Raw genomic sequence first — 20,312 nt, 5'->3', positions numbered from 1 at the left:
CAAGAGATGAATTTGACTTGAATCTCGTGTTAGGATCCCCATTATATTTCGGTATAACCCATTAATTGTAATATAGTGTACTTGTATTAAAGTATGCTGAATTGAATGTCGGAGAAAGTAATGAGCAGCGAAGAGCAAAAAGTACAGGCTGAAAAGCAAGTTGAAGCGCAGTCAGTAACAGAAGCTGAAGTACAGCCTGTCGTTGAAGGTGTTACAGCTGAAGAAGTGACAGTTGAAGAAGCGACTGTGGAAGTTGATGAGTCTGTTGCACGTATCGCTGCATTAGAAGCTGAACTTGAAAAAGCAACGGCATCAGCAGCGGAATTTAAAGATGTTGCATTACGTGCTAAAGCTGACGCTGATAATATTCGTCGCCGTGCTGCGATTGATGTGGATAAAGCAAAAAAATTCGCGTTAGAAAAATTTGCTAATGAACTGCTGCCTGTTATTGATAACATGGAACGTGGTCTACTACATGTTGATAAATCGAATGAAACATTGCTACCGCTGATCGAAGGTATTGAGCTAACGGCTAAATCACTGGAAGCTGCATTAGAAAAGTTTGGGGTTAAATCTGTTAACCCTGAAGGTGAAAAATTCAACCCAGAGTTACATCAGGCAATGAGCATGATTGAAAGTACTGACGTTGAACCAAATACAGTGATTTCTGTGATGCAAAAAGGTTATGAACTAAATGGTCGTCTAATTCGTCCAGCTATGGTGATGATCTCAAAAGCTGCAACAACACCAACAATTGATACGCAAGCTTAATTGCTAATGTAGTACCAATGACAAGAAATTGATGATCAATTATTTAATGTCATTGGTATAGCAACATCTGCATATGAAAATAGAGCCATCGGGCTCTATTTTTTTATCTTTTTTTTGTATTGAATAGTCGTCAGGCTATTTACATTAATACTCATTACATTAAATATAATATTAACCTGCCGGATAGAATGCACCTAAAATGGCTAAGCGACTGGCGCCGGTCACCGCAGGTAAGTTACCAGGCTGCTTATGCATATGCTGTTTTGCTAACCACGCAAACGCAATTGCTTCAACCCAATCAGGATCAATGCCAATCTCGGCGGTTGTCATTACCGGGCTGTTGGGTAACAGCTGCGCCAAATCCGCCATTAATAATGGATTGGCAGCGCCGCCACCACAAATATACACTTCAGTGTTTATATTCACGTCGCCACTGTTATTCATGTCACCACTTTTATTAACGCGACCACTTTGGAGCAATTTAGTCACTTCATTGGTTATTGATACGGCGGTAAAACGGGTCAGGGTGCGTTGTATGTCCGCATCAGTATATTCTCGTGCGCCGATTGCTAGATACTGGCCGAGCCAAGCTAAGTTAAATAATTCTCTACCTGTGCTTTTCGGCGGATTCAACGCAAAGTATTCATGCTGCAATAGCGACGTGAGTAAAGGTTCAATAATAACCCCTGAATTCGCCCATTGACCATCCACATCATAGTGACTGTCATTGTTATTCTTCGCGCTAAACCAAGCATCTAATAAGGTATTACCTGGGCCGGTATCATAACCAATAATGGGCTTAGTCTGTTGCAGACTGGGTAAGTAAGTAATGTTAGCCAAGCCGCCAATGTTAACAATAGCGCGGTTGATGGTCTGATGCTGAAATACCGCTTGATGAAATGCGGGGACCAAAGGTGCTCCCTGACCACCAAGTGCCATGTCTTTACGTCTAAAATCAGCCACTGTATCAATATTGGTTAAGGCAGCGAGGATATTGGCATCACCGATTTGCAAGGTAAAGCCATGCTCAGGGTGATGGCGTATGGTTTGGCCGTGTGAACCAATGGCGGTAACATCACTGGCAGTATAAGGCGTTTTAGCCAGTAATTGCTGACAGGCCAGTGCGAAGGCTTGAGCAAGTGGTTGTTCTATGATCGCAAGCGCCGATATCTCATTATCACTAGGACGACATAGTTGATGTAGCTGTGCCGTCAGTGTCGCAGGCATCGGCTGTAAATGCTGGGCAATCAGCTGACACTTGCCGTCCTTAAACTCAACTAACGCCGCATCAATACCGTCAATGCTGGTGCCAGACATCAGGCCGATATATAACTCACGTTTGTCGCGCATTGTAGCTCCTTAAGCTCAGTGATGTATCTTTATAGTGCGATTGAACCATATAATTTAGCGTTGCTTTCTAACTGTTTTATGATGCCTTTTGCCTTAGCGACAAACTTGGTTTTCTCATTACCACGTAATGAATCGGCTTTTGGCAGTGATACCGTTTTAGGATTTTTGTGTTTACCATTCACTAAGAATTCATAATGTAAATGGGCACCTGTCACCCGCCCTGTAGCACCAACCGTGCCAATTTTCTGGTTCTGTTTCACGCGCTGGCCTTGTTTTACAGTGCGCTTATTCATATGCAGGTATTTAGTGACGATATTAGTATTATGTTTAATGAAGACGTAGTTACCGTTAAAACGATTATAAGCAGATGCAATCACTTTGCCGTCACCCGCAGATACAATCGGCGTGCCGGTTCTTGCCGCATAATCAATCCCATTATGGGCACGTACTTTACCTGTCACTGGATGGCGACGCTTACGATTAAAGCTAGAGCTGATATATTTAAAGTTGACTGGCGCCCGTAAGAAGGCTTTACGCATCGAGCGTCCTGACGGCGTATAATAACTGCCATCGTTATTACGCACAGCTTGGAACTTATCGCCTTGGTTAATAAATTCGGCGGCTAAAATATTACCGGTAGAGACAAAGTCACCATCAATAAATTGTTCTTCATAAATGACGGCAAAACTATCGCCAGCGCGAATATCCAAGGCGAAATCAATATCCCAACCAAATATGGTAGCTAAGTTCATAATTTGTTTTGCTGGCATGTTTGCTTTTACACCTGCATTCCAGAAATTACTGGTGATATCTGCACGGGCAAATTGCTCGCGTATTTCGATTTTACTTTTTACAGTATTGGCAACGTAACCATCGCTGGTTTTATTGATATACAACGACTCTGTCGCGCTATAAGGATAGATAAGCCCCATAAATTGGCCTGCATCATTCGTGGTGATGGTCAGTTTTTGTCCAGGATAAATGTTGCGTAAGCGTTTGGCAGATGCTAGTCGGTCTATTTCATAAATGGTTTTCGCTGATAAATGCCCGCGTTTGCCGATTAATGACAAGTTATCGCCAGATTTAACAATTATCTCTTTACTGTTGAGTCGGGTTTTAACTGGTTTATTTGCACTTGTGGTTATCGTCGGTAATTTTAAACTGTAACGATCGCCTATCTGATAAATGTAGAACGATCCAGCATCAGAAGATTGTGGTGCGCTGGTGGATACAGGCAGGAACAGCAGTGTAATGATCAAACCGAAAATAACGAGAATGAAGGTTCGGTGTTGCTTTGGTAATTGCTTAAAACGGTTACCGAATGACATAAGAAAGCACTGCCTTGTGGAAATTTAAAATAAGTCACATATTCTAACAAATACTAAGGACTGTGCAAAAAAAATTTGTAACGCCGTGCTTCTGGTTTTCAATGTCTCAGCAAAAGTAGCCGGGAAACAGTATTTGTAATTAAATTAACGGTATTGCCAGTGGGCAACGGTTTTCAATTGTAACGCTATCCAGTACTATAGAGTGATTATATTTAGGTAATAAGTGTGGAGCTTAACATTATGACGCAAATCAATGATGCGTTACGCGAAATTAAACGTGGTACAGAAGAAATCCTAGTTGAAGAAGAGCTAGTAGCAAAACTTAAAGAAGGTCGTCCGCTAAGAATTAAATTAGGTGCTGATCCAACCGGTGCTGACCTGCATTTGGGCCATACTGTTATCTTAAACAAGTTACGTCAATTCCAAGACCTTGGTCATGAAGTTATCTTCTTGATTGGTGATTTCACTGCAACTGTCGGTGATCCGTCAGGAAAAAACTCAACACGTCCACCATTAACACGTGAAGATGTACTGGTTAATGCGAAAACATATACCGACCAAGTATTCAAAATTTTAGATGAATCAAAAACCCGCATTGAGTTTAACTCAACGTGGTTAAACGAATTAGGTGCTGCGGGAATTATCCGTTTAGCGTCGCAGCAAACTGTTGCGCGTATGCTAGAGCGCGATGACTTCAAAAAACGCTATGCGTCTGGTCAAGGTATCGCGATCCACGAATTTATGTACCCATTATTACAAGGTTATGATTCAGTTGCACTGAAAGCTGATGTTGAACTTGGCGGTACAGATCAAAAATTCAACCTATTAATGGGTCGTGAATTACAAAAAGCAGAAGGTCAAAAACCCCAAACAGTGATCATGATGCCACTGCTTGTTGGTCTAGACGGCGTGAAGAAAATGTCTAAATCATCGAACAACTATATTGGTGTAACAGATGCGCCAAACGAGATGTTCGGTAAGATCATGTCGATCACGGATGAGTTGATGTGGAACTACTTTGAATTATTATCATTCCGTCCATTAGCTGAAATTGAAAAATTCAAAGCTGATATCGCGGCTGACGCCGTTAATCCACGTGATGTTAAAATTTCATTAGCAAAAGAAATCATTGCCCGTTTTCATGATGAAGCGGCTGCAGAAAGCGCACATAATGATTTCACTCAGCGTTTTTCTAAAAATTCGATCCCAGATGAAATGCCGGAATTTGATTTTGCAGTGAGTGATGCAATGGCTATCGCGAATTTATTAAAAGAAGCGGGTCTTGTATCTGGTACTTCAGAAGCGATGCGTATGATCAAGCAAGGTGCGGTTAAAATTGATAGCGTAAAAATAGATGATACTCGACTTGTTCCTACAGCGGGTACCGCGGTATACCAAGTTGGTAAACGCAAGTTTGCTCGTATTACATTAGCTTAATATTGACTAGCTAGTCGTTATAAGTAAATGCTTATCATTGAGCGTTTATAAAAAAAAGCCCGTTATGATTTTTGTCATAACGGGCTTTTTAACGATTAACTTGCTGCATTACTCACGGTGATGTTTTAAAACAAACATCGGTAAGCGTAAATGCCAATGCACTGCGGCCATTCGGAGTGTAAATACCCCTGTCATGGCGAGTAACATTGCCAAACCTTCAGTTATACCAATCGCCAGTGAACCAGTATATACCACGCCTCCCAGCACTGACGCTGTCGCATAGATATCTTTTTGTAATACCATCGGCACGCGGCTTGCCAATAGGTCGCGGATAATACCTCCAGCGACACCTGTGATCACGCCCATGACCACTGCAGTCATACCCGGCGCACCATAAGCTAAAGCTTTCTGTGTACCGATCACGGTGAATAAGGCTAAACCTGCGGCATCGGCAAGCGGTAATAATATTGGCGGCATGCGGTGACTACGATTCGCAAACAGAATCGTTAGCAAGGAGGTTAAAATAATAACGGTGAGGTAAGTGGGATCGTGTACCCAGAATGCAGGACCTACATCCAAAACAGCATCACGTATCGTACCTCCGCCAATCGCGGTTACTGCAGCCAATACTGTTGCGCCAAATGGGTCCATGCGCATCTGGCCAGCGACTTGCACGCCTGAGATTGCAAAAACGGCGGTACCCGCTAAATCGAGTAAATAAATAATATCCATGTTCATCATCAGAAAATTTATTGATCCTTGCTCTATACCCAAACTACTTTAAGTATATTTGTCCATAATTAAGAAGGGCAGAGTATACGGATAGAGAAAATGATTTCTTGTAGCTATATCGAAGTTCTAACAAATAAAGTTGCAGAATATAAATAAAATTTGAACTATTGATGAGGTAGAAGTAGAGGATATATCCCTGCTAGTCGCTGATATAGCATCTTGAAGTAGCTTGGGTGTAAAATATTATCTTTCAGGTGAAATAGAGCGGGAAGTGCGAGAAATGGGGTTATCTAATAGGTATAAAAAACAGCATAGAGAAGTTTTTGACTATTTATAATATATCATTATAAAACAAGAAACTTTTCCATGCTGTTTTCGGAACTTTAAAACTATAGGCTAGCGATTGATGGTAAAACACCACTTGTGATAGCTAAAGTAGTTAAAACAGTAAAAACGGCTACAAATTCTTTCATGATAATGTCCTGTGGGCTGCTGCATTGACTACATTATGCACACATCCTATTCACTTGGCTAGCTTTTTATAAGAAAACTGTAACTTTTGGTGCTTTGGGCTCTCTAGGTTGGTGAAGTGCTGATTAGTATGTTTATTTCAATTTTTATTGGTCTATTACTTGGCGTTTGCTCCTGTTGTTGTTTTTTATAGTTATAAATCACATGTAAAAGTGTTGTTTTAGTTGTCACGATCGTAACTTTGCTCGGGTTGGGTGAAATGAGGTGTGGATTGCATGTTAAGTTGAATTTTAAGGCGAATAGACAATGCTCAAATATAGATCTCATTAATAAGATTAAATGTGTTTAATGGTTTGAATAGGGTGAAGTGTCGTCATATTCGTATTACAATAGTGGCATTATGATTGTAAACATTATCAGCACTGGACGTTCAGTAATGTCATGATAATGAATTGATTGAAAGGCTATAAGCATTATGAGTAATATGATCCCAATGACTGCACGTGGTGCAGAAAATTTACGTATCGAATTAGAACATTTAAAAACGGTTCGTCGACCTGAAATTGTAAGTTCGATTGCGGTAGCGCGTGAGCACGGCGATTTGAAAGAAAACGCGGAATACCATGCTGCACGTGAAGAGCAAGGTTTCTGTGAAGGCCGTGTTCAAGATATCGAATGGAAACTGTCTAATTGTCAGATTATTGATGTGACAAAAATAGCAAATAATGGTCGTGTTATTTTTGGTTGTACAGTTAAAATTTATAATACTGAAACAGAAGAAGAGATCACTTATAATCTGGTCGGTGATGATGAAGCTAATATTAAAGAAAATCGTATTTCAATTAACTCACCAATTGCACGTGGTTTAGTGGGTAAAAGTGTCGATGATGTGGCGATGGTGAAGACACCTGGCGGCGCGATTGAATTTGAAATTGTATCGGTAGAATATATCTAACTATCGACACACTGCATGAAGATACAGACACGCATTACGGTGTACTGTGACCCAGTTTTAATGCTGGGTATAGTCGAGCTGGGATTCCTTGCCCAGCTGGATACTCACAAAGCTATTATTTCTTTGGCAGTATGATTTTCTTTTCATCGCTTGTACGATAAATAACCAATGTGTGGCCAATACTCTGTACTTTTTCTGCGTTAGCTTCTTTAACAATGGTATCCATTACTAATGCTTTTTGGTCACGGTCTGCAGACGCAACTTTAATTTTGATTAGTTCATGATGTGCTAGTGCGACTTCAATTTCAGCCATTACACCTTCAGTTAAGCCGTGCTGGCCTAGTAAGATGACAGGTTTTAATGAATGTGCTAAACCTTTTAGGTGTTGCTTTTGTTTGTTGCTTAATGCCATATTTTAAATTTCTTATTACTTAGGGTTGAAAAAGAGTAATTTTAGCTTCATCTTCATCTTAATACCATGCCATTATGGTAATGGTTTAAAAAAATATTATAAACAGGCTTTCAGATGACCCCGACACCGAAGAAAAAAAGTACCCAAAAGGGCAGTTCTAAAAATTGGCTGCTAGAGCATCACAACGATAAATATGTTAAAGATGCTAAAAAACAAGGGTTGCGTTCACGTGCGACTTTTAAGCTTGAAGAAATCCAAGCAAAAGATAAATTATTACAACCGGGTATGAATATTGTGGACCTTGGTGCTGCTCCTGGTGGCTGGTCACAATTTGCTGTTAAGCACTTAGGTGATAAAGGTCGTGTTATTGCTTGTGATATTTTACCGATGGATCCAATTGCAGGGGTTGATTTCTTGCAAGGTGATTTTCGAGATGAAAAAGTACTATCAGCATTACTGGCGAAAGTCGGTGATGGTAAGATTGATGTGGTTGTTTCTGATATGGCCCCCAATATGAGTGGTAATATCGGTGTTGACCAGCCTGCTTCAATGTACTTGGTCGAACTTGCATTGGAAATGTGTCGAGAAGTACTTAAACCAAATGGCAGTTTTGTGGTCAAAGTATTTCAAGGTGAAGGTTTTGAGCAATACATGAAAGATGTACGTAGTATGTTTAATGTCGTTAAAACTAGAAAACCGGATTCATCACGTGCTCGTTCACGCGAAGTTTTCATCGTTGCGAAAGGTTATAAAGGCTAAATTATTGTAACCTGTTACAAATGATAATATCACTGCTGTTATTGAAGAATAAAATCTAGATTTGGTCTCAATAAACATTTAATTATGTTAATAAATAGTCAAGTCTTGATATATTTAAGCAGACAGTAGAGAATATCTAAAGGGTTCTGCAAGCTTGCATTTTAATTGTAAGGCTCACAGGATGAAAATTTAAAATGTAAGTTGTTGTTAAACTGTCTATATTTAGAATATATTTAGTATTTCAACTGTTTTTTTTCAGGGAACTTAAGACCCGGAGAGGCTAGATTTTGAGTGATATGGCAAAAAATCTGATTTTATGGCTGGTTATTGCAGTCGTATTAATGTCAGTATTTCAGAGTTTCGGACCAAATGAGAGTTCAAGTAATCAGTTAGATTACAGTTCATTTGTGCAACAAGTTAGAAATAAACAGGTTAACGAGGTTAAGATCAACGGACGTACTATCCGTGGTGTTACCCAAGGTGGACAGAAGTTCGTTACTTTCTTACCAGCGGAAGATCCACAGCTATTAAATGACTTGTTAAACAATAACGTTAAAGTATTTGGTGAGCCTGAAGAAGAAGCAAGTTTATTGACTTCTATCTTCATCTCTTGGTTCCCAATGCTATTACTGATCGGTGTTTGGGTATTCTTTATGCGTCAAATGCAAGGTGGCGGCGGTAAAGGCGCTATGTCATTCGGCAAAAGTAAAGCACGCTTAATGAGTGAAGACCAAATTAAAACGACGTTTGCAGATGTTGCTGGTTGTGATGAAGCAAAAGAAGAAGTTGCTGAATTAGTGGATTACTTAAAAGATCCAAGTCGCTTCCAGAAACTCGGCGGTAAAATACCAACAGGTATCTTATTAGTTGGTTCTCCGGGTACAGGTAAAACCTTACTTGCTAAAGCGATTGCCGGTGAAGCAAAAGTACCATTTTTCACTATTTCAGGTTCTGATTTCGTTGAAATGTTTGTGGGTGTCGGTGCATCTCGTGTGCGTGACATGTTCGAACAAGCGAAAAAATCATCACCTTGTATCATCTTTATCGATGAAATCGATGCTGTAGGCCGCAAACGTGGCTCTGGCATGGGTGGCGGTCATGATGAACGTGAGCAAACGCTAAACCAAATGCTGGTTGAAATGGATGGTTTTGAAGGTAATGAGGGTGTCATTGTTATTGCGGCGACTAACCGTCCAGACGTACTTGATCCTGCATTATTACGTCCTGGTCGTTTTGACCGTCAAGTAACTGTTGGTCTACCGGATATCCGTGGTCGTGAACAGATCTTGAAAGTCCATATGCGTAAAGTGCCAATCAGCGATGATGTTGAAACTGTACTTATTGCGCGTGGTACACCGGGTTTCTCTGGTGCAGAACTGGCTAACTTAGTGAATGAAGCTGCATTATTTGCTGCACGTCATAATAAACGTACTGTATCTATGGCTGAATTCGAAAAAGCCAAAGATAAGATCCTCATGGGTGCCGAGCGTAAGAGCATGGTAATGAGCGAAGAAGAGAAAACGATGACGGCTTACCATGAAGCGGGTCACGCTATTGTTGGTCGCTTAGTACCGGATCATGATCCTGTTTATAAAGTGAGTATCATTCCACGTGGTCGTGCGTTAGGTGTGACTATGTACTTACCTGAACAAGATCGTCTTAGTCACTCGAAACGTCATTTAGAAAGCATGATCTCAAGCCTTTACGGTGGCCGTATTGCTGAAGAGATTATCTTTGGTAAAGACAGCGTATCAACAGGCGCATCAAATGATATTGAACGTGCCACGGATATTTCTCGTAAAATGGTCACGCAATGGGGTCTATCTGAAAAATTAGGTCCAATGAAATTTGCTGACGAGCAAGGCGAAATTTTCCTTGGTGGTGGTGGTAGTCAGCAGGCAAGTATGTCTGATGATACAGCTAAAATGATTGATGATGAAATTCGTTATTTAGTTGAAAGCAACTATAAACGTGCGCATCAACTATTATCGGACAATATGGATGTTCTTCATTCAATGAAAGATGCATTGATGAAGTATGAAACTATTGATGCCAAGCAAATTGATGATCTAATGGCGCGTGTTGAAGTGCGAGCGCCTGCAGATTGGGGTGAAGGCTATGGTACTCTTGATAGTACTAAAGATAGCGACACTGCCAAAGACGTGAAAAAAGAAACTAACGTTGATAATGAAGATGATAGCAAAAAAGAAAGTGATAAAAAAGATACAGAATAAGCCTCGCTTATTCAGTATTACTTTATAGCTATTAATTCATGATAGAATAAACCTCGAGTATAACTCGGGGTTTTTTTTTAGGGATGAAACGATAATGCAGTTACAATTAACGACCAATAGTGGCAGTGTTAAAACACTTGATCTAAGCCAGTCAGTGGTGATGGGGATTTTGAATGTAACACCAGACTCGTTTTCTGATGGCGGACAGTATCACGCGTTAGATGCGGCATTCGAACAAGCAAAAAAGATGGTTGCTGATGGCGCTAAGATCATTGATATTGGTGGTGAATCAACACGTCCAGGTGCTTGTGCTGTTAGTTTAGATGAAGAGCTTTCCCGTGTTATCCCTATTATTAAGCGTATAGCCACACAGCTCGATGTTGTCATTTCTATCGATACCAGTAAAGCGCAAGTGATGCGTCAAGCCATTGCGGCGGGCGCACATATCATTAATGACGTGAGAGCGCTGCAGGAAGAGGGTGCATTACAAGCAGCTGCGGAACTTGCTGTGCCTGTGTGTATTATGCACATGCAAGGCCAGCCAAGTACCATGCAAGACGCACCGTCTTATCAAAATGTGACAACAGAAGTGGTGGCATTTTTACAGCAGCGTATTGATGATTGTGTGAATGCAGGCATTAAGCGTGAACATATTATCCTCGATCCCGGTTTTGGCTTTGGTAAGACGTTAGAACAAAATTACCAATTACTGGCTGATACGTCGGTCTTTCATCAATTTGACCTACCTGTGTTGATTGGTGTTTCACGAAAGTCGATGATAGGTAATTTATTGCAGTGTGATGAATCACAGCGATTAGCGGGTAGTCTTGCCTGTGCAACTGCCGCTGCAATCGATGGTGCGCAAATATTACGTGTCCATGATGTGCGAGCAACCGCGGATGTTTTAGCTATCGTGGCACAGCTTGCTAAGCACAGTGTTAGTAAGCAGGCTATTTAAAAATAAAAGTAATAATAACTAACAGTTTGAATCGAAATTAGATTGGTTGAGTGATATCTCGGCCAGTAATAAAAGATATTAGGGATTAAATATGTCAAGAAAGTATTTTGGTACCGATGGTATTCGTGGTCTTGTAGGTGTAGCGCCAATCACACCTGAGTTTGCACTTAAACTGGGTTGGGCTGCAGGTAAGGTACTTGCAAAACAAGGCACAAGAAAAGTTCTAATCGGTAAGGATACTCGTATTTCAGGTTATATGCTGGAATGTGCGTTAGAAGCGGGTTTATCTGCGGCGGGGCTTGATGTCGCGTTTATGGGGCCAATGCCAACGCCGGCTGTTGCCTATTTAACGCGTACATTCCGAGCGGAAGCGGGTATTGTGATCAGTGCATCACACAATCCATATCACGATAACGGCATTAAGTTTTTCTCTGCAAATGGTACTAAGCTACCGGATGAGGTTGAACTGGCGATTGAAGCGCAATTAGAAAAAGAATTAACCTGTGTTGAGTCAGCTCAATTAGGTAAAGCAGTTCGTATTGAAGATGCCGCAGGTCGTTATATTGAATATTGTAAAAGTACCTTCCCATCACGCGCAAGTTTGAAGGGGCTGAAAATTGTGCTCGATTGTGCCCATGGTGCAACTTACCATATCGCACCAAGCGTATTTACAGAGCTCGGCGCAGAGATCATTACTATCGGTGTGGAGCCAAATGGTTTGAACATTAATGATGGTTGTGGTGCAACGGCGCCTGAAGCACTAGTCGCACGTGTACTTGCCGAAAAAGCCGATTTAGGTGTGGCTTATGATGGTGATGGTGATCGCCTGATGATGGTTGATCATACCGGTTATGTGATTGATGGTGATGAAGTTCTTTACATTATCGCACGTGATGCACTGCGCAACGGCGAATTAAAAGGCGGCGTTGTTGGTACATTAATGGCGAACATGGGCTTAGAGCTAGCACTTAAGTCACTGGGTATTCCGTTTGCCCGTAGTGCGGTTGGCGATCGCTATGTGGTCGAAATGATGCTTGAGAAAGGTTGGCGTATCGGTGGTGAAAATTCAGGCCATATTATTTCTCTGGATCACACCACAACAGGTGACGGCATTGTATCAAGCTTATTGGTATTAGCGGCACTGGTTAATAGTGGTTTAACGCTGAAAGAATTACGCTCTGGTATGAGCAAATTCCCACAAGTATTGGTTAACGTTCGCTTTAATGGTGATACCGATCCATTATTAGCCGAATCAGTACTACAGGCTGTTAAGGATGTAGAGCAGGAACTTGCCGATCGCGGTCGGGTGTTATTGCGTAAATCGGGCACCGAACCACTTATTCGTGTGATGGTTGAAGGTGAAGATGAAACGCATGTATTAGCATTAGCAAATAAAATTGCTGATGCCGTGAAAGCGACATTCTAAACTGGTTTAGAACAGCACTTAGGCTTATTAGCATACGGCAACTGGTGTTGTTTTGTGCTAAAGCCTTTTATTCATTGTTTTTTTGATAATCAGCTTGCAACTAAGGTGGAGGTTAGATAATATCTCCCCCGCTTTACCACTTAACATTATTGAGTTATAAAATGACTCTGTATGATTTAAGTGTCCCTTACCTCGGGTAAGGATGTTCGATAAAGCTATATTAAACCTTTTGAGATTTAGGTATTAAAATGTACGAAGTTATTATTGTTATTTATTTAATTGTTGCACTTGCAATCATCGGATTCGTTCTAATGCAGCAAGGCAAAGGCGCTGATATGGGTGCTAGCTTTGGTTCTGGTGGCTCAAATACAGTATTTGGTGCTGGCGGTTCAGGTAACTTTTTAACTCGCGTTACTGCGATCCTTGCTGTGGTGTTTTTTGCGTTAAGTTTACTACTTGGTAACTTATCTTCGCAATCGGAAACTGATGTGATTTTAGATGCTGAGAAACCAGCAATCACAAGTGATATTCCAGTGTCACCAGTAAACAACAGCGACGTACCTCAATAAAAATCACCTCAATAGAATAAAGCCGTGGTGGTGAAATTGGTAGACACGCCAGCTTGAGGGGCTGGTGTCCGAAAGGACGTGCGGGTTCAAGTCCCGCCCACGGCACCAAATAAGAAAAACCTTAGTAGTAACTACTAAGGTTTTTTTTTACCTGATTTTCAGCTAAATCGTGACCATCAGATATGACTAACCCACTATTTTTAGTCTTATATCTAAGCTAGTCTCTGATATGGCATCTTGACGTAGTTTGGGTATATATTAGTTTGATTGCAAAATGATTTAGCGTTATTCATTACTTCCACACAGCAGATTCACTATTTATGTGAATTTAGCCTTGCATATTGTAGTTGCAATGGCCTATAATCAGCGCAAGTAAGATAGTTGTCGCGGGATGGAGCAGTCTGGTAGCTCGTCGGGCTCATAACCCGAAGGTCGTTGGTTCAAATCCGGCTCCCGCAACCATTTTCTTATACCTGTTGATAAGGCTAGTCAACAGTGTGCAAATAGCATTACTTAAATTTAATTTTATCTCTGGTAAATGTAATTTACGTAATACTATTGGCTTCTTGCTTGTTATTCATTTAATAAGCGTCACGCAAGTGACATACAAGGTCTAGTAGTAAGAAGCCCCGCCTTATAGTCGGGGCTTTTTATTTTTTAAATTACGGGCATTTGCCCTTTTTTTGTTTTTAGGGGGTTGTTTTGGCGAGTCTAGAACAAACACTAACTGATTTGTTAGAACCAACAGTTGAAATGTTAGGTTTTGAACTTGTTGGTATTGAGTTTACACGAGCTGGTAAACACTCGACATTACTTGTTTATATCGATCATGAAAACGGTATTTTCGTTGATGATTGCTCGAAAGTAAGTCACCAACTTAGCGCTATTATGGATGTTGAAGATCCAATCAGCACAGAGTACTTCTTAGAAGTGTCTTCACCTGGTATGGAACGTCCATTATTTAAAGTCGCACATTACCAAGAGTATTGTGGTTCTGAAATTAAAGCATTATTACGTATGGCTGTGAATGGTCGTCGTAAATTAAGAGGCGTAATCAAAAGTGTTGACGGTGATATGATCACGGTAACCATTGATGGCAAAGACGAAGTCTTCGCACACGCAAATTTTCAAAAAGCAAATATTGTTCCAAAATTTGACTAACGAGGCGTCCGGGAATGAATAAAGAAATTCTGTTAGTTGTTGATGCAGTTTCTAACGAGAAAGCACTACCTCGTGAGAAAATTTTCGAAGCTATGGAAATTGCACTAGCTACAGCAACTAAAAAAAGATATGAAGGCGACATCGAAGTGCGTGTTGAAATTGACCGTAAAACCGGTAATTTCGAAACGTTTCGTCGCTGGCTTGTAATTGATGACAAAGGTGAACCACTAGAAAATCCTTTCTCAGAAATCACCCTGGATGCTGCTAAATATGATGATGAAACCATCGAAGTTGGCGGTTACATTGAAGATACAATTGATTCAGTTGTATTTGACCGTGTAACAACGCAAACAGCTAAGCAAGTAATCATCCAAAAAGTACGTGAAGCAGAGCGTGATTTAATCGTTCAGCATTACGCTAAACATGAAGGTGAGCTAATCACTGGTTTAGTAAAACGTGCTAACCGCGAAACAGTAGTATTAGATCTGGGTAACAATGCTGAAGCAGTAATGTTCCGTGATGAGATGCTACCACGTGAATCATTCCGTACTGGCGACCGTATTAAAGGTTTACTGAAAGAAGTAAAACCTGAAGCGCGTGGCACACAGCTATTTATTAGCCGTGCTTGTAACGAAATGCTAATCGAATTATTCCGCATCGAAGTGCCAGAATTTAACGAAGAGATGCTTGAACTTAAAGCAGCTGCTCGTGATCCTGGTTCTCGTGCTAAAATCGCGGTTAAATCTAACGACAAACGTATCGATCCTGTTGGTGCTTGTGTTGGTATGCGTGGCGCACGTGTACAAGCAGTTTCAAATGAACTAAACGGTGAACGTGTTGATATTATCCTTTGGGATGATAACCCAGCACAGTTTGTTATCAACGCAATGGCACCTGCTGAAGTTGCTTCTATTATTGTTGACGAAGATCAGCACTCAATGGATATTGCTGTTGAACAAGAGAATCTAGCCCAAGCAATTGGCCGAAATGGTCAAAACGTACGTTTAGCGTCTCAACTGACTGGTTGGGAACTGAATGTAATGACAGTTGCTGAAGCGAACGAAAAACATCAAAAAGAAAACGATCGTCTGATGAATATCTTCACTGATAAATTAGATATCGATGAAGATATGGCAGAGCTACTGATCGAAGAAGGCTTCTCGTCATTAGAAGAAATCGCTTATGTTCCTGTAAACGAATTCTTACAAATCGACGGTTTTGATGAAGATCTTGTTGATGAATTACGTGGACGTGCTAAAAACGCATTAACAACGTCTGCACTTGCTGCAGAAGAGTCGCTAGAGAGTGCCGAGCCAAGTGCCGATTTATTAGCACTTGAAGGCTTAGAAAAACACCTTGCTTACGTACTTGCCAGCATCGGAGTGATAACTCTGGAAGAGCTAGCAGAACAAAGCATTGATGATTTAAGTGAAATTGAAGAGTTAACGGACGAACGTGCTGGCGAATTAATTATGGCTGCACGTAATATCTGTTGGTTCAGTGATAGCGAATAATAACGCGAAGAGAGGGATCGAACTACATGGCAGATGTATCAATTACAAAATTGGCCGAAGATATCGGTACTACTGTTGATCGCCTAGTACAACAATTCTCTGATGCTGGTATAGCAAAAGCGAACGATAGTACGGTAACGGAAGGTGAAAAGCAGTCACTACTTGTGCACTTAAGTGAGCAGCATGGTAGTGATACGGCTGAACCTAGTCGCTTAACATTACAACGCAAAACCAAAAGCACGCTTAGCGTAGCAAGCGGTGGCGGTAAGCAAAAATCAGTTGCAGTAGAAGTACGTAAAAAACGTACTTTCGTTAAACGTACTACAGCTGAAGATGAAGCGAAATTAGCAGAAGAAAAAGCGGCGCAAGAAGCGGCTGAACTGAAAGCACAGGCAGAAGCGAAAGCACAAGCAGAGGCAAAAGCAACCGCTGATGCTGAAGCAAAAGCAAAAGCGGACGCAGAAGCAAAAGAAAAACGTGATGTTGCAGAGAAAGCAAAACGTCAAACGCAACAGAAAACTACTAAATCAAAAGAGGCAGATGATATGGCGAAGCGCGAAGCGGAAGCGTTGAAGCAGAAGCAAGAGCAGGAAGCCACTCGTAAAGCTGAGCTGGAAGCTCAACAAAAAACTGAAGAAGCACGTAAATTAGCAGAAGATAACTCAGGCCGTTGGGCTGCAGAAGAAGCTGCACGTGAAAAAACAGAGAAAACTGCTGATTACCATGTAACAACATCAACTCATGCACAAGCTGCTGAAGATGATGCTGATGCACAGGCGCAAAAAGGTGTACGTAAGAAAAAACCTGTTGCACCAGTTGAAGCTGCAAAACCAGCGCCGAAAGGTAAAGGCAAAGCGCGTAAAGCAAAAGGCAAAGGCCGTAAACCTGATAACCGTTATAGCCGTCATCAAGGTAAATCAGTTAACGCACCAGAAGCTATGCAACAAGGTTTCAACAAGCCAGTTGCTAAAGTTGAACGTGATGTTCGCATCGGTGAAACGGTTAGTGTTAGTGAATTAGCACAAAAAATGGCGATCAAAGCGACTGAAATCATCAAATATATGATGAAACAGGGCTCTATGGTTACTATTAACCAAGTACTTGACCAAGAAACTGCGCAACTTATTGCAGAAGAAATGGGTCATAAAGTTATCTTAGTTAAAGAAAATGCCCTAGAAGAAGCGGTATTAGCTGAAGCGCAAGGTGGCGGTACTAAAGTTACTCGTGCACCTGTTGTTACTATCATGGGTCACGTTGACCACGGTAAAACATCGCTACTAGATTACATTCGTCGTGCTAAAGTAGCTGCTGGCGAAGCCGGTGGTATTACTCAGCATATCGGTGCTTATCATGTAGAAACTGAAAACGGCATGATCACTTTCCTTGATACTCCAGGTCACGCGGCGTTTACGTCTATGCGTGCTCGTGGTGCTAAAGCGACTGATATCGTTGTGCTTGTTGTTGCGGCTGATGATGGTGTTATGCCACAGACAATCGAAGCTATCCACCATGCGAAAGCAGCGAAGGTTCCACTGATCATTGCTGTGAACAAAATGGATAAAGAAGGTGCGGATCCAGATCGTGTTAAAAACGAACTAGCACAGCATGACGTTATTCCAGAAGACTGGGGCGGCGAAAACATGTTTGTACACGTATCTGCTAAAGCAGGCACGGGTATTGATGAGCTACTTGAAGGCATCTTGCTACAAGCTGACATCTTAGAACTTGAAGCTGTTGCTACTGGTCCAGCTGCGGGCGTGGTAATTGAATCTCGTCTTGATAAAGGTCGTGGTCCTGTTGCAACCGTACTTGTACAACAAGGTGAATTGAAGCAAGGCGATATCGTTCTTTGTGGTCTAGAATATGGCCGTGTTCGTGCAATGCGTGATGAAAACGGTAAGCCAATCGACAGTGCTGGTCCTGCTATTCCAGTGGAGATCTTAGGTCTTTCTGGTGTACCAAAAGCGGGTGACGAAGCGACAGTAGTGCGTGATGAGAAGAAAGCTCGTGAAGTTGCGCTTTACCGTCAAGGTAAATTCCGTGATGTTAAGCTGGCTCGTCAACAGAAATCTAAACTTGATAACATGTTCGCGAACATGGAAGCGGGTGAAGTTTCTGAATTGAATATCGTGCTTAAAGCTGATGTTCAAGGTTCACTTGAAGCACTTTGTGAGTCACTGGTTAAACTTTCAACTGACGAAGTTAAAGTTGTAATCATCACGCGTGGTGTTGGTGGTATCACTGAAACTGACGTAACACTGGCTGCAGCATCTAACGCAATCGTACTTGGTTTCAACGTACGTGCAGACGCAAAAGCACGTGAAGTTGTAAGTAACGAAAGTGTTGATTTACGTTACTATAGCGTTATCTATGACTTGATTGATGAAGTTAAGCAAGCGATGAGCGGTCTGCTTGCGCCTGAGTTCCGTCAAGAAATCATTGGTCTTGCTGAAGTACGTGATGTATTCAAATCACCTAAAATCGGCTCTATCGCGGGTTGTATGGTTACTGAAGGTGTCATTAAACGTAGCGCTCCAATCCGTGTATTACGTGAAAATATCGTTATTTACGAAGGTGAACTTGAGTCATTACGTCGCTTTAAAGATGACGTACAAGACGTTCGTATGGGTATTGAATGTGGTATCGGCGTTAAGAACTATAACGACGTACGTGTTGGTGACCAAATCGAAGTATTCGAAACTGTTGAAATTAAACGTACTCTGTAACGGTTAATAACTCGGTTCGATTAAAATAACTTTATGGGGACCTTCGGTCCCCATTTTCCTTTAGAGGAATTTAAAAATGGCAAAAGAATTCAGTCGTTCTCGTCGTGTTGCACAGCAATTACAACAAGAAGTTGCACGTATTTTACAGCGTGAAGTTAAAGATCCACGTATCGGTATGGTAACGGTATCGAGCATTGATCTGTCTCGTGATCTGTCGTATGCAAAAGTGTATGTTACTTTTTTCAATATTGATAACGATGAAGATCGTGTCAAAGAAGGTATCGCCGCATTAACAGCAGCAAGTGGTTATATCCGCTCGTTAGTGGGTAGTGCAATGAAGCTACGTATTGTGCCTGAACTGCGCTTTATCTATGACAACACACTGGTTGAAGGTATGCGTCTGTCAAGCCTCGTAACTGAAGTACGTGCTAAAGACAAAAAGTTGCAAGAAGAATTTGGAACCAAAGGTGATGACAAAGACACTGCTGAAGGAGAGTCTTAGTCATGTCTGCACGTCGTCGTCGATGGAACGGCCGTGATGTACACGGTGTATTCTTGTTGGATAAACCGACAGGCATAAGCTCAAACGATGCATTACAGCGTGTGAAGAAAATTTTCTTTGCCGCGAAAGCAGGCCACACTGGCGCCTTAGATCCACTTGCTACCGGTATGCTACCGTTATGTTTTGGTGAAGCAACCAAGTTCTCACAGTTCTTACTTGATTCAGATAAGCGTTACTTAGTAACCGCAAAACTGGGTGAACGTACAGATACATCAGATTCTGATGGTGAGATCGTGCAAACACGGGCAGTCAACGTAAGCGATGCTGAGTTATTGATAGCTCTTGATACTTTCCGTGGTGACACCGAGCAAGTACCGTCAATGTTTTCGGCATTGAAGCACGAAGGCAAACCTTTGTACTGGTATGCGCGTCAAGGCATCTTTATCGATCGTCCATCGCGTCCAATTTCGGTTTTTGAACTTAAATTATTAAGTTATGAAAATGATGAAGTTAATCTAGAAATCCACGTGAGTAAGGGTACTTATATCCGTACTATCGTGGATGACCTAGGTGAGCTATTAGGCTGTGGTGCACACGTGACTATGCTACGTCGTATTGGTGTTAGCGCTTATCCAGCAGATCGTATGATCACGTTTGAAAAGCTGGAAGAGATGGTTGAGCAAGCGAAAGCAGAGGGTATTGAGCCGAAAGATGTGCTTGATCCATTACTGTTGCCACTTGATTCAGCGGTAAGTCACTTACCGGAAGCGAACATGAGTGACGAAACTGGCGGTTTTGTATTACACGGGCAACCTGTTGTCATTCCTAATACACCAGAATCTGGCTTAGTCCGTATGACGGTTGGTGATGAGCGTACTTTCATTGGCGTTGGTAGTATTGATGACCAAGGGCGAGTCGCTCCGAAGCGTATTGTTAATTACGAAACGCAGGCGCGCGAACCAAAATAAATTCATTATTCAGTGATGATTAATGCATGCGAAAAAAGG

General features: G+C 41.5%; 17 protein-coding genes and 2 tRNA genes. 15 read left to right on the top strand and 4 right to left on the bottom strand.

Annotated features, from left to right (window positions below):
• The first annotated feature begins 120 nt into the window (after positions 1–120).
• Positions 121–771 carry a nucleotide exchange factor GrpE gene (grpE, locus tag PE36_RS08765; protein WP_006031642.1) on the top strand — a complete coding sequence of 217 codons (651 nt, stop codon included), beginning with the start codon at positions 121–123 and terminating at the stop codon, positions 769–771.
• A gap of 171 nt (positions 772–942) precedes the next feature.
• Here grpE and PE36_RS08760 read toward each other — a convergent pair whose 3' ends face one another.
• Both PE36_RS08760 and PE36_RS08755 read right to left on the bottom strand, forming a co-directional pair.
• Positions 943–2,121 carry an anhydro-N-acetylmuramic acid kinase gene (locus PE36_RS08760; protein WP_006031641.1) on the bottom strand — a complete coding sequence of 393 codons (1,179 nt, stop codon included), beginning with the start codon at positions 2,119–2,121 and terminating at the stop codon, positions 943–945.
• Positions 2,122–2,150: 29 nt separating this feature from the next.
• A complete protein-coding gene (locus tag PE36_RS08755; RefSeq protein ID WP_006031640.1) occupies positions 2,151–3,449 on the bottom strand; it encodes a peptidoglycan DD-metalloendopeptidase family protein in 1,299 nt (432 codons plus the stop codon).
• Between the two features lie 240 nt (positions 3,450–3,689).
• Here PE36_RS08755 and tyrS point away from each other — a divergent pair, with 240 nt between their 5' ends.
• A complete protein-coding gene (gene tyrS / locus PE36_RS08750) occupies positions 3,690–4,886 on the top strand; it encodes a tyrosine--tRNA ligase (protein ID WP_006031639.1) in 1,197 nt (398 codons plus the stop codon).
• Between the two features lie 108 nt (positions 4,887–4,994).
• On the opposite strand, the gene PE36_RS08745 is transcribed toward tyrS, so the two are convergent.
• The gene (locus PE36_RS08745; RefSeq protein WP_006031638.1) at positions 4,995–5,618 is read right to left on the bottom strand and encodes a trimeric intracellular cation channel family protein; all 624 of its coding nucleotides are present in this window, start codon (positions 5,616–5,618) and stop codon (positions 4,995–4,997) included.
• 946 nt (positions 5,619–6,564) lie between these two features.
• On the opposite strand from PE36_RS08745, the gene greA reads away from it, so the two are divergent.
• Positions 6,565–7,044 carry a transcription elongation factor GreA gene (greA, locus tag PE36_RS08740; protein WP_006031637.1) on the top strand — a complete coding sequence of 160 codons (480 nt, stop codon included), beginning with the start codon at positions 6,565–6,567 and terminating at the stop codon, positions 7,042–7,044.
• Positions 7,045–7,159: 115 nt separating this feature from the next.
• On the opposite strand, the gene yhbY is transcribed toward greA, so the two are convergent.
• Entirely contained in the window at positions 7,160–7,456 is a 297-nt protein-coding gene (yhbY, locus tag PE36_RS08735) for a ribosome assembly RNA-binding protein YhbY (RefSeq protein WP_006031636.1), read from the bottom strand.
• Between the two features lie 114 nt (positions 7,457–7,570).
• Between yhbY and rlmE the strand changes: the two genes are divergently transcribed.
• The 12 genes from rlmE to truB all read left to right on the top strand — a co-directional run bounded on the left by rlmE (position 7,571) and on the right by truB (position 20,273).
• Complete coding sequence (gene rlmE, locus PE36_RS08730) at positions 7,571–8,215, top strand: 23S rRNA (uridine(2552)-2'-O)-methyltransferase RlmE (RefSeq protein ID WP_006031635.1); 645 nt, start codon at positions 7,571–7,573, stop codon at positions 8,213–8,215.
• Positions 8,216–8,511: 296 nt separating this feature from the next.
• Positions 8,512–10,449 (top strand): ATP-dependent zinc metalloprotease FtsH, encoded by a 1,938-nt coding sequence (gene ftsH / locus PE36_RS08725; RefSeq protein WP_006031634.1) that lies wholly within the window; start codon positions 8,512–8,514, stop codon positions 10,447–10,449.
• A gap of 94 nt (positions 10,450–10,543) precedes the next feature.
• Entirely contained in the window at positions 10,544–11,407 is an 864-nt protein-coding gene (gene folP / locus PE36_RS08720) for a dihydropteroate synthase (RefSeq protein WP_006031633.1), read from the top strand.
• Between the two features lie 91 nt (positions 11,408–11,498).
• Complete coding sequence (gene glmM, locus PE36_RS08715; RefSeq protein WP_006031632.1) at positions 11,499–12,833, top strand: phosphoglucosamine mutase; 1,335 nt, start codon at positions 11,499–11,501, stop codon at positions 12,831–12,833.
• A 248-nt stretch (positions 12,834–13,081) separates the two neighbouring features.
• Positions 13,082–13,402: a preprotein translocase subunit SecG gene (gene secG, locus PE36_RS08710; protein WP_006031631.1), complete on the top strand. Its 321-nt coding sequence runs from the start codon at positions 13,082–13,084 to the stop codon at positions 13,400–13,402.
• Positions 13,403–13,423: 21 nt separating this feature from the next.
• Positions 13,424–13,510 (top strand) — tRNA-Leu (locus PE36_RS08705).
• 277 nt (positions 13,511–13,787) lie between these two features.
• Positions 13,788–13,864, top strand: a tRNA-Met gene (locus PE36_RS08700).
• 240 nt (positions 13,865–14,104) lie between these two features.
• Entirely contained in the window at positions 14,105–14,563 is a 459-nt protein-coding gene (gene rimP / locus PE36_RS08695; RefSeq protein ID WP_006031630.1) for a ribosome maturation factor RimP, read from the top strand.
• A 14-nt stretch (positions 14,564–14,577) separates the two neighbouring features.
• Positions 14,578–16,077, top strand: coding sequence for a transcription termination factor NusA (gene nusA / locus PE36_RS08690; RefSeq protein ID WP_006031629.1), 1,500 nt, complete (start codon positions 14,578–14,580; stop codon positions 16,075–16,077).
• A gap of 26 nt (positions 16,078–16,103) precedes the next feature.
• The gene (gene infB, locus PE36_RS08685) at positions 16,104–18,803 is read left to right on the top strand and encodes a translation initiation factor IF-2 (RefSeq protein WP_006031628.1); all 2,700 of its coding nucleotides are present in this window, start codon (positions 16,104–16,106) and stop codon (positions 18,801–18,803) included.
• Positions 18,804–18,879: 76 nt separating this feature from the next.
• The gene (rbfA, locus tag PE36_RS08680) at positions 18,880–19,305 is read left to right on the top strand and encodes a 30S ribosome-binding factor RbfA (protein ID WP_006031627.1); all 426 of its coding nucleotides are present in this window, start codon (positions 18,880–18,882) and stop codon (positions 19,303–19,305) included.
• Between the two features lie 2 nt (positions 19,306–19,307).
• Positions 19,308–20,273 (top strand): tRNA pseudouridine(55) synthase TruB, encoded by a 966-nt coding sequence (gene truB / locus PE36_RS08675; protein ID WP_006031626.1) that lies wholly within the window; start codon positions 19,308–19,310, stop codon positions 20,271–20,273.
• The last annotated feature ends 39 nt before the right edge of the window (positions 20,274–20,312 follow it).

It is taken from the genome of Moritella sp. PE36 (genome assembly GCF_000170855.1).
GTDB lineage: Bacteria > Pseudomonadota > Gammaproteobacteria > Enterobacterales > Moritellaceae > Moritella.
Note: the sequence above shows the minus strand (reverse complement) of the source record. Positions and strands in the feature narration are given on the sequence as shown.

Excerpts from the sequence above, each read along its gene's own strand:
- grpE (WP_006031642.1), top strand. The coding sequence starts at position 121 with ATGAGCAGCGAAGAGCAAAAAGTACAGGCTGAAAAGCAAGTTGAAGCG.
- PE36_RS08760 (WP_006031641.1), bottom strand. The coding sequence starts at position 2,121 with ATGCGCGACAAACGTGAGTTATATATCGGCCTGATGTCTGGCACCAGC.
- PE36_RS08755 (WP_006031640.1), bottom strand. The coding sequence starts at position 3,449 with ATGTCATTCGGTAACCGTTTTAAGCAATTACCAAAGCAACACCGAACC.
- tyrS (WP_006031639.1), top strand. The coding sequence starts at position 3,690 with ATGACGCAAATCAATGATGCGTTACGCGAAATTAAACGTGGTACAGAA.
- PE36_RS08745 (WP_006031638.1), bottom strand. The coding sequence starts at position 5,618 with ATGGATATTATTTATTTACTCGATTTAGCGGGTACCGCCGTTTTTGCA.
- greA (WP_006031637.1), top strand. The coding sequence starts at position 6,565 with ATGAGTAATATGATCCCAATGACTGCACGTGGTGCAGAAAATTTACGT.
- yhbY (WP_006031636.1), bottom strand. The coding sequence starts at position 7,456 with ATGGCATTAAGCAACAAACAAAAGCAACACCTAAAAGGTTTAGCACAT.
- rlmE (WP_006031635.1), top strand. The coding sequence starts at position 7,571 with ATGACCCCGACACCGAAGAAAAAAAGTACCCAAAAGGGCAGTTCTAAA.
- ftsH (WP_006031634.1), top strand. The coding sequence starts at position 8,512 with ATGGCAAAAAATCTGATTTTATGGCTGGTTATTGCAGTCGTATTAATG.
- folP (WP_006031633.1), top strand. The coding sequence starts at position 10,544 with ATGCAGTTACAATTAACGACCAATAGTGGCAGTGTTAAAACACTTGAT.
- glmM (WP_006031632.1), top strand. The coding sequence starts at position 11,499 with ATGTCAAGAAAGTATTTTGGTACCGATGGTATTCGTGGTCTTGTAGGT.
- secG (WP_006031631.1), top strand. The coding sequence starts at position 13,082 with ATGTACGAAGTTATTATTGTTATTTATTTAATTGTTGCACTTGCAATC.
- nusA (WP_006031629.1), top strand. The coding sequence starts at position 14,578 with ATGAATAAAGAAATTCTGTTAGTTGTTGATGCAGTTTCTAACGAGAAA.
- infB (WP_006031628.1), top strand. The coding sequence starts at position 16,104 with ATGGCAGATGTATCAATTACAAAATTGGCCGAAGATATCGGTACTACT.
- rbfA (WP_006031627.1), top strand. The coding sequence starts at position 18,880 with ATGGCAAAAGAATTCAGTCGTTCTCGTCGTGTTGCACAGCAATTACAA.
- truB (WP_006031626.1), top strand. The coding sequence starts at position 19,308 with ATGTCTGCACGTCGTCGTCGATGGAACGGCCGTGATGTACACGGTGTA.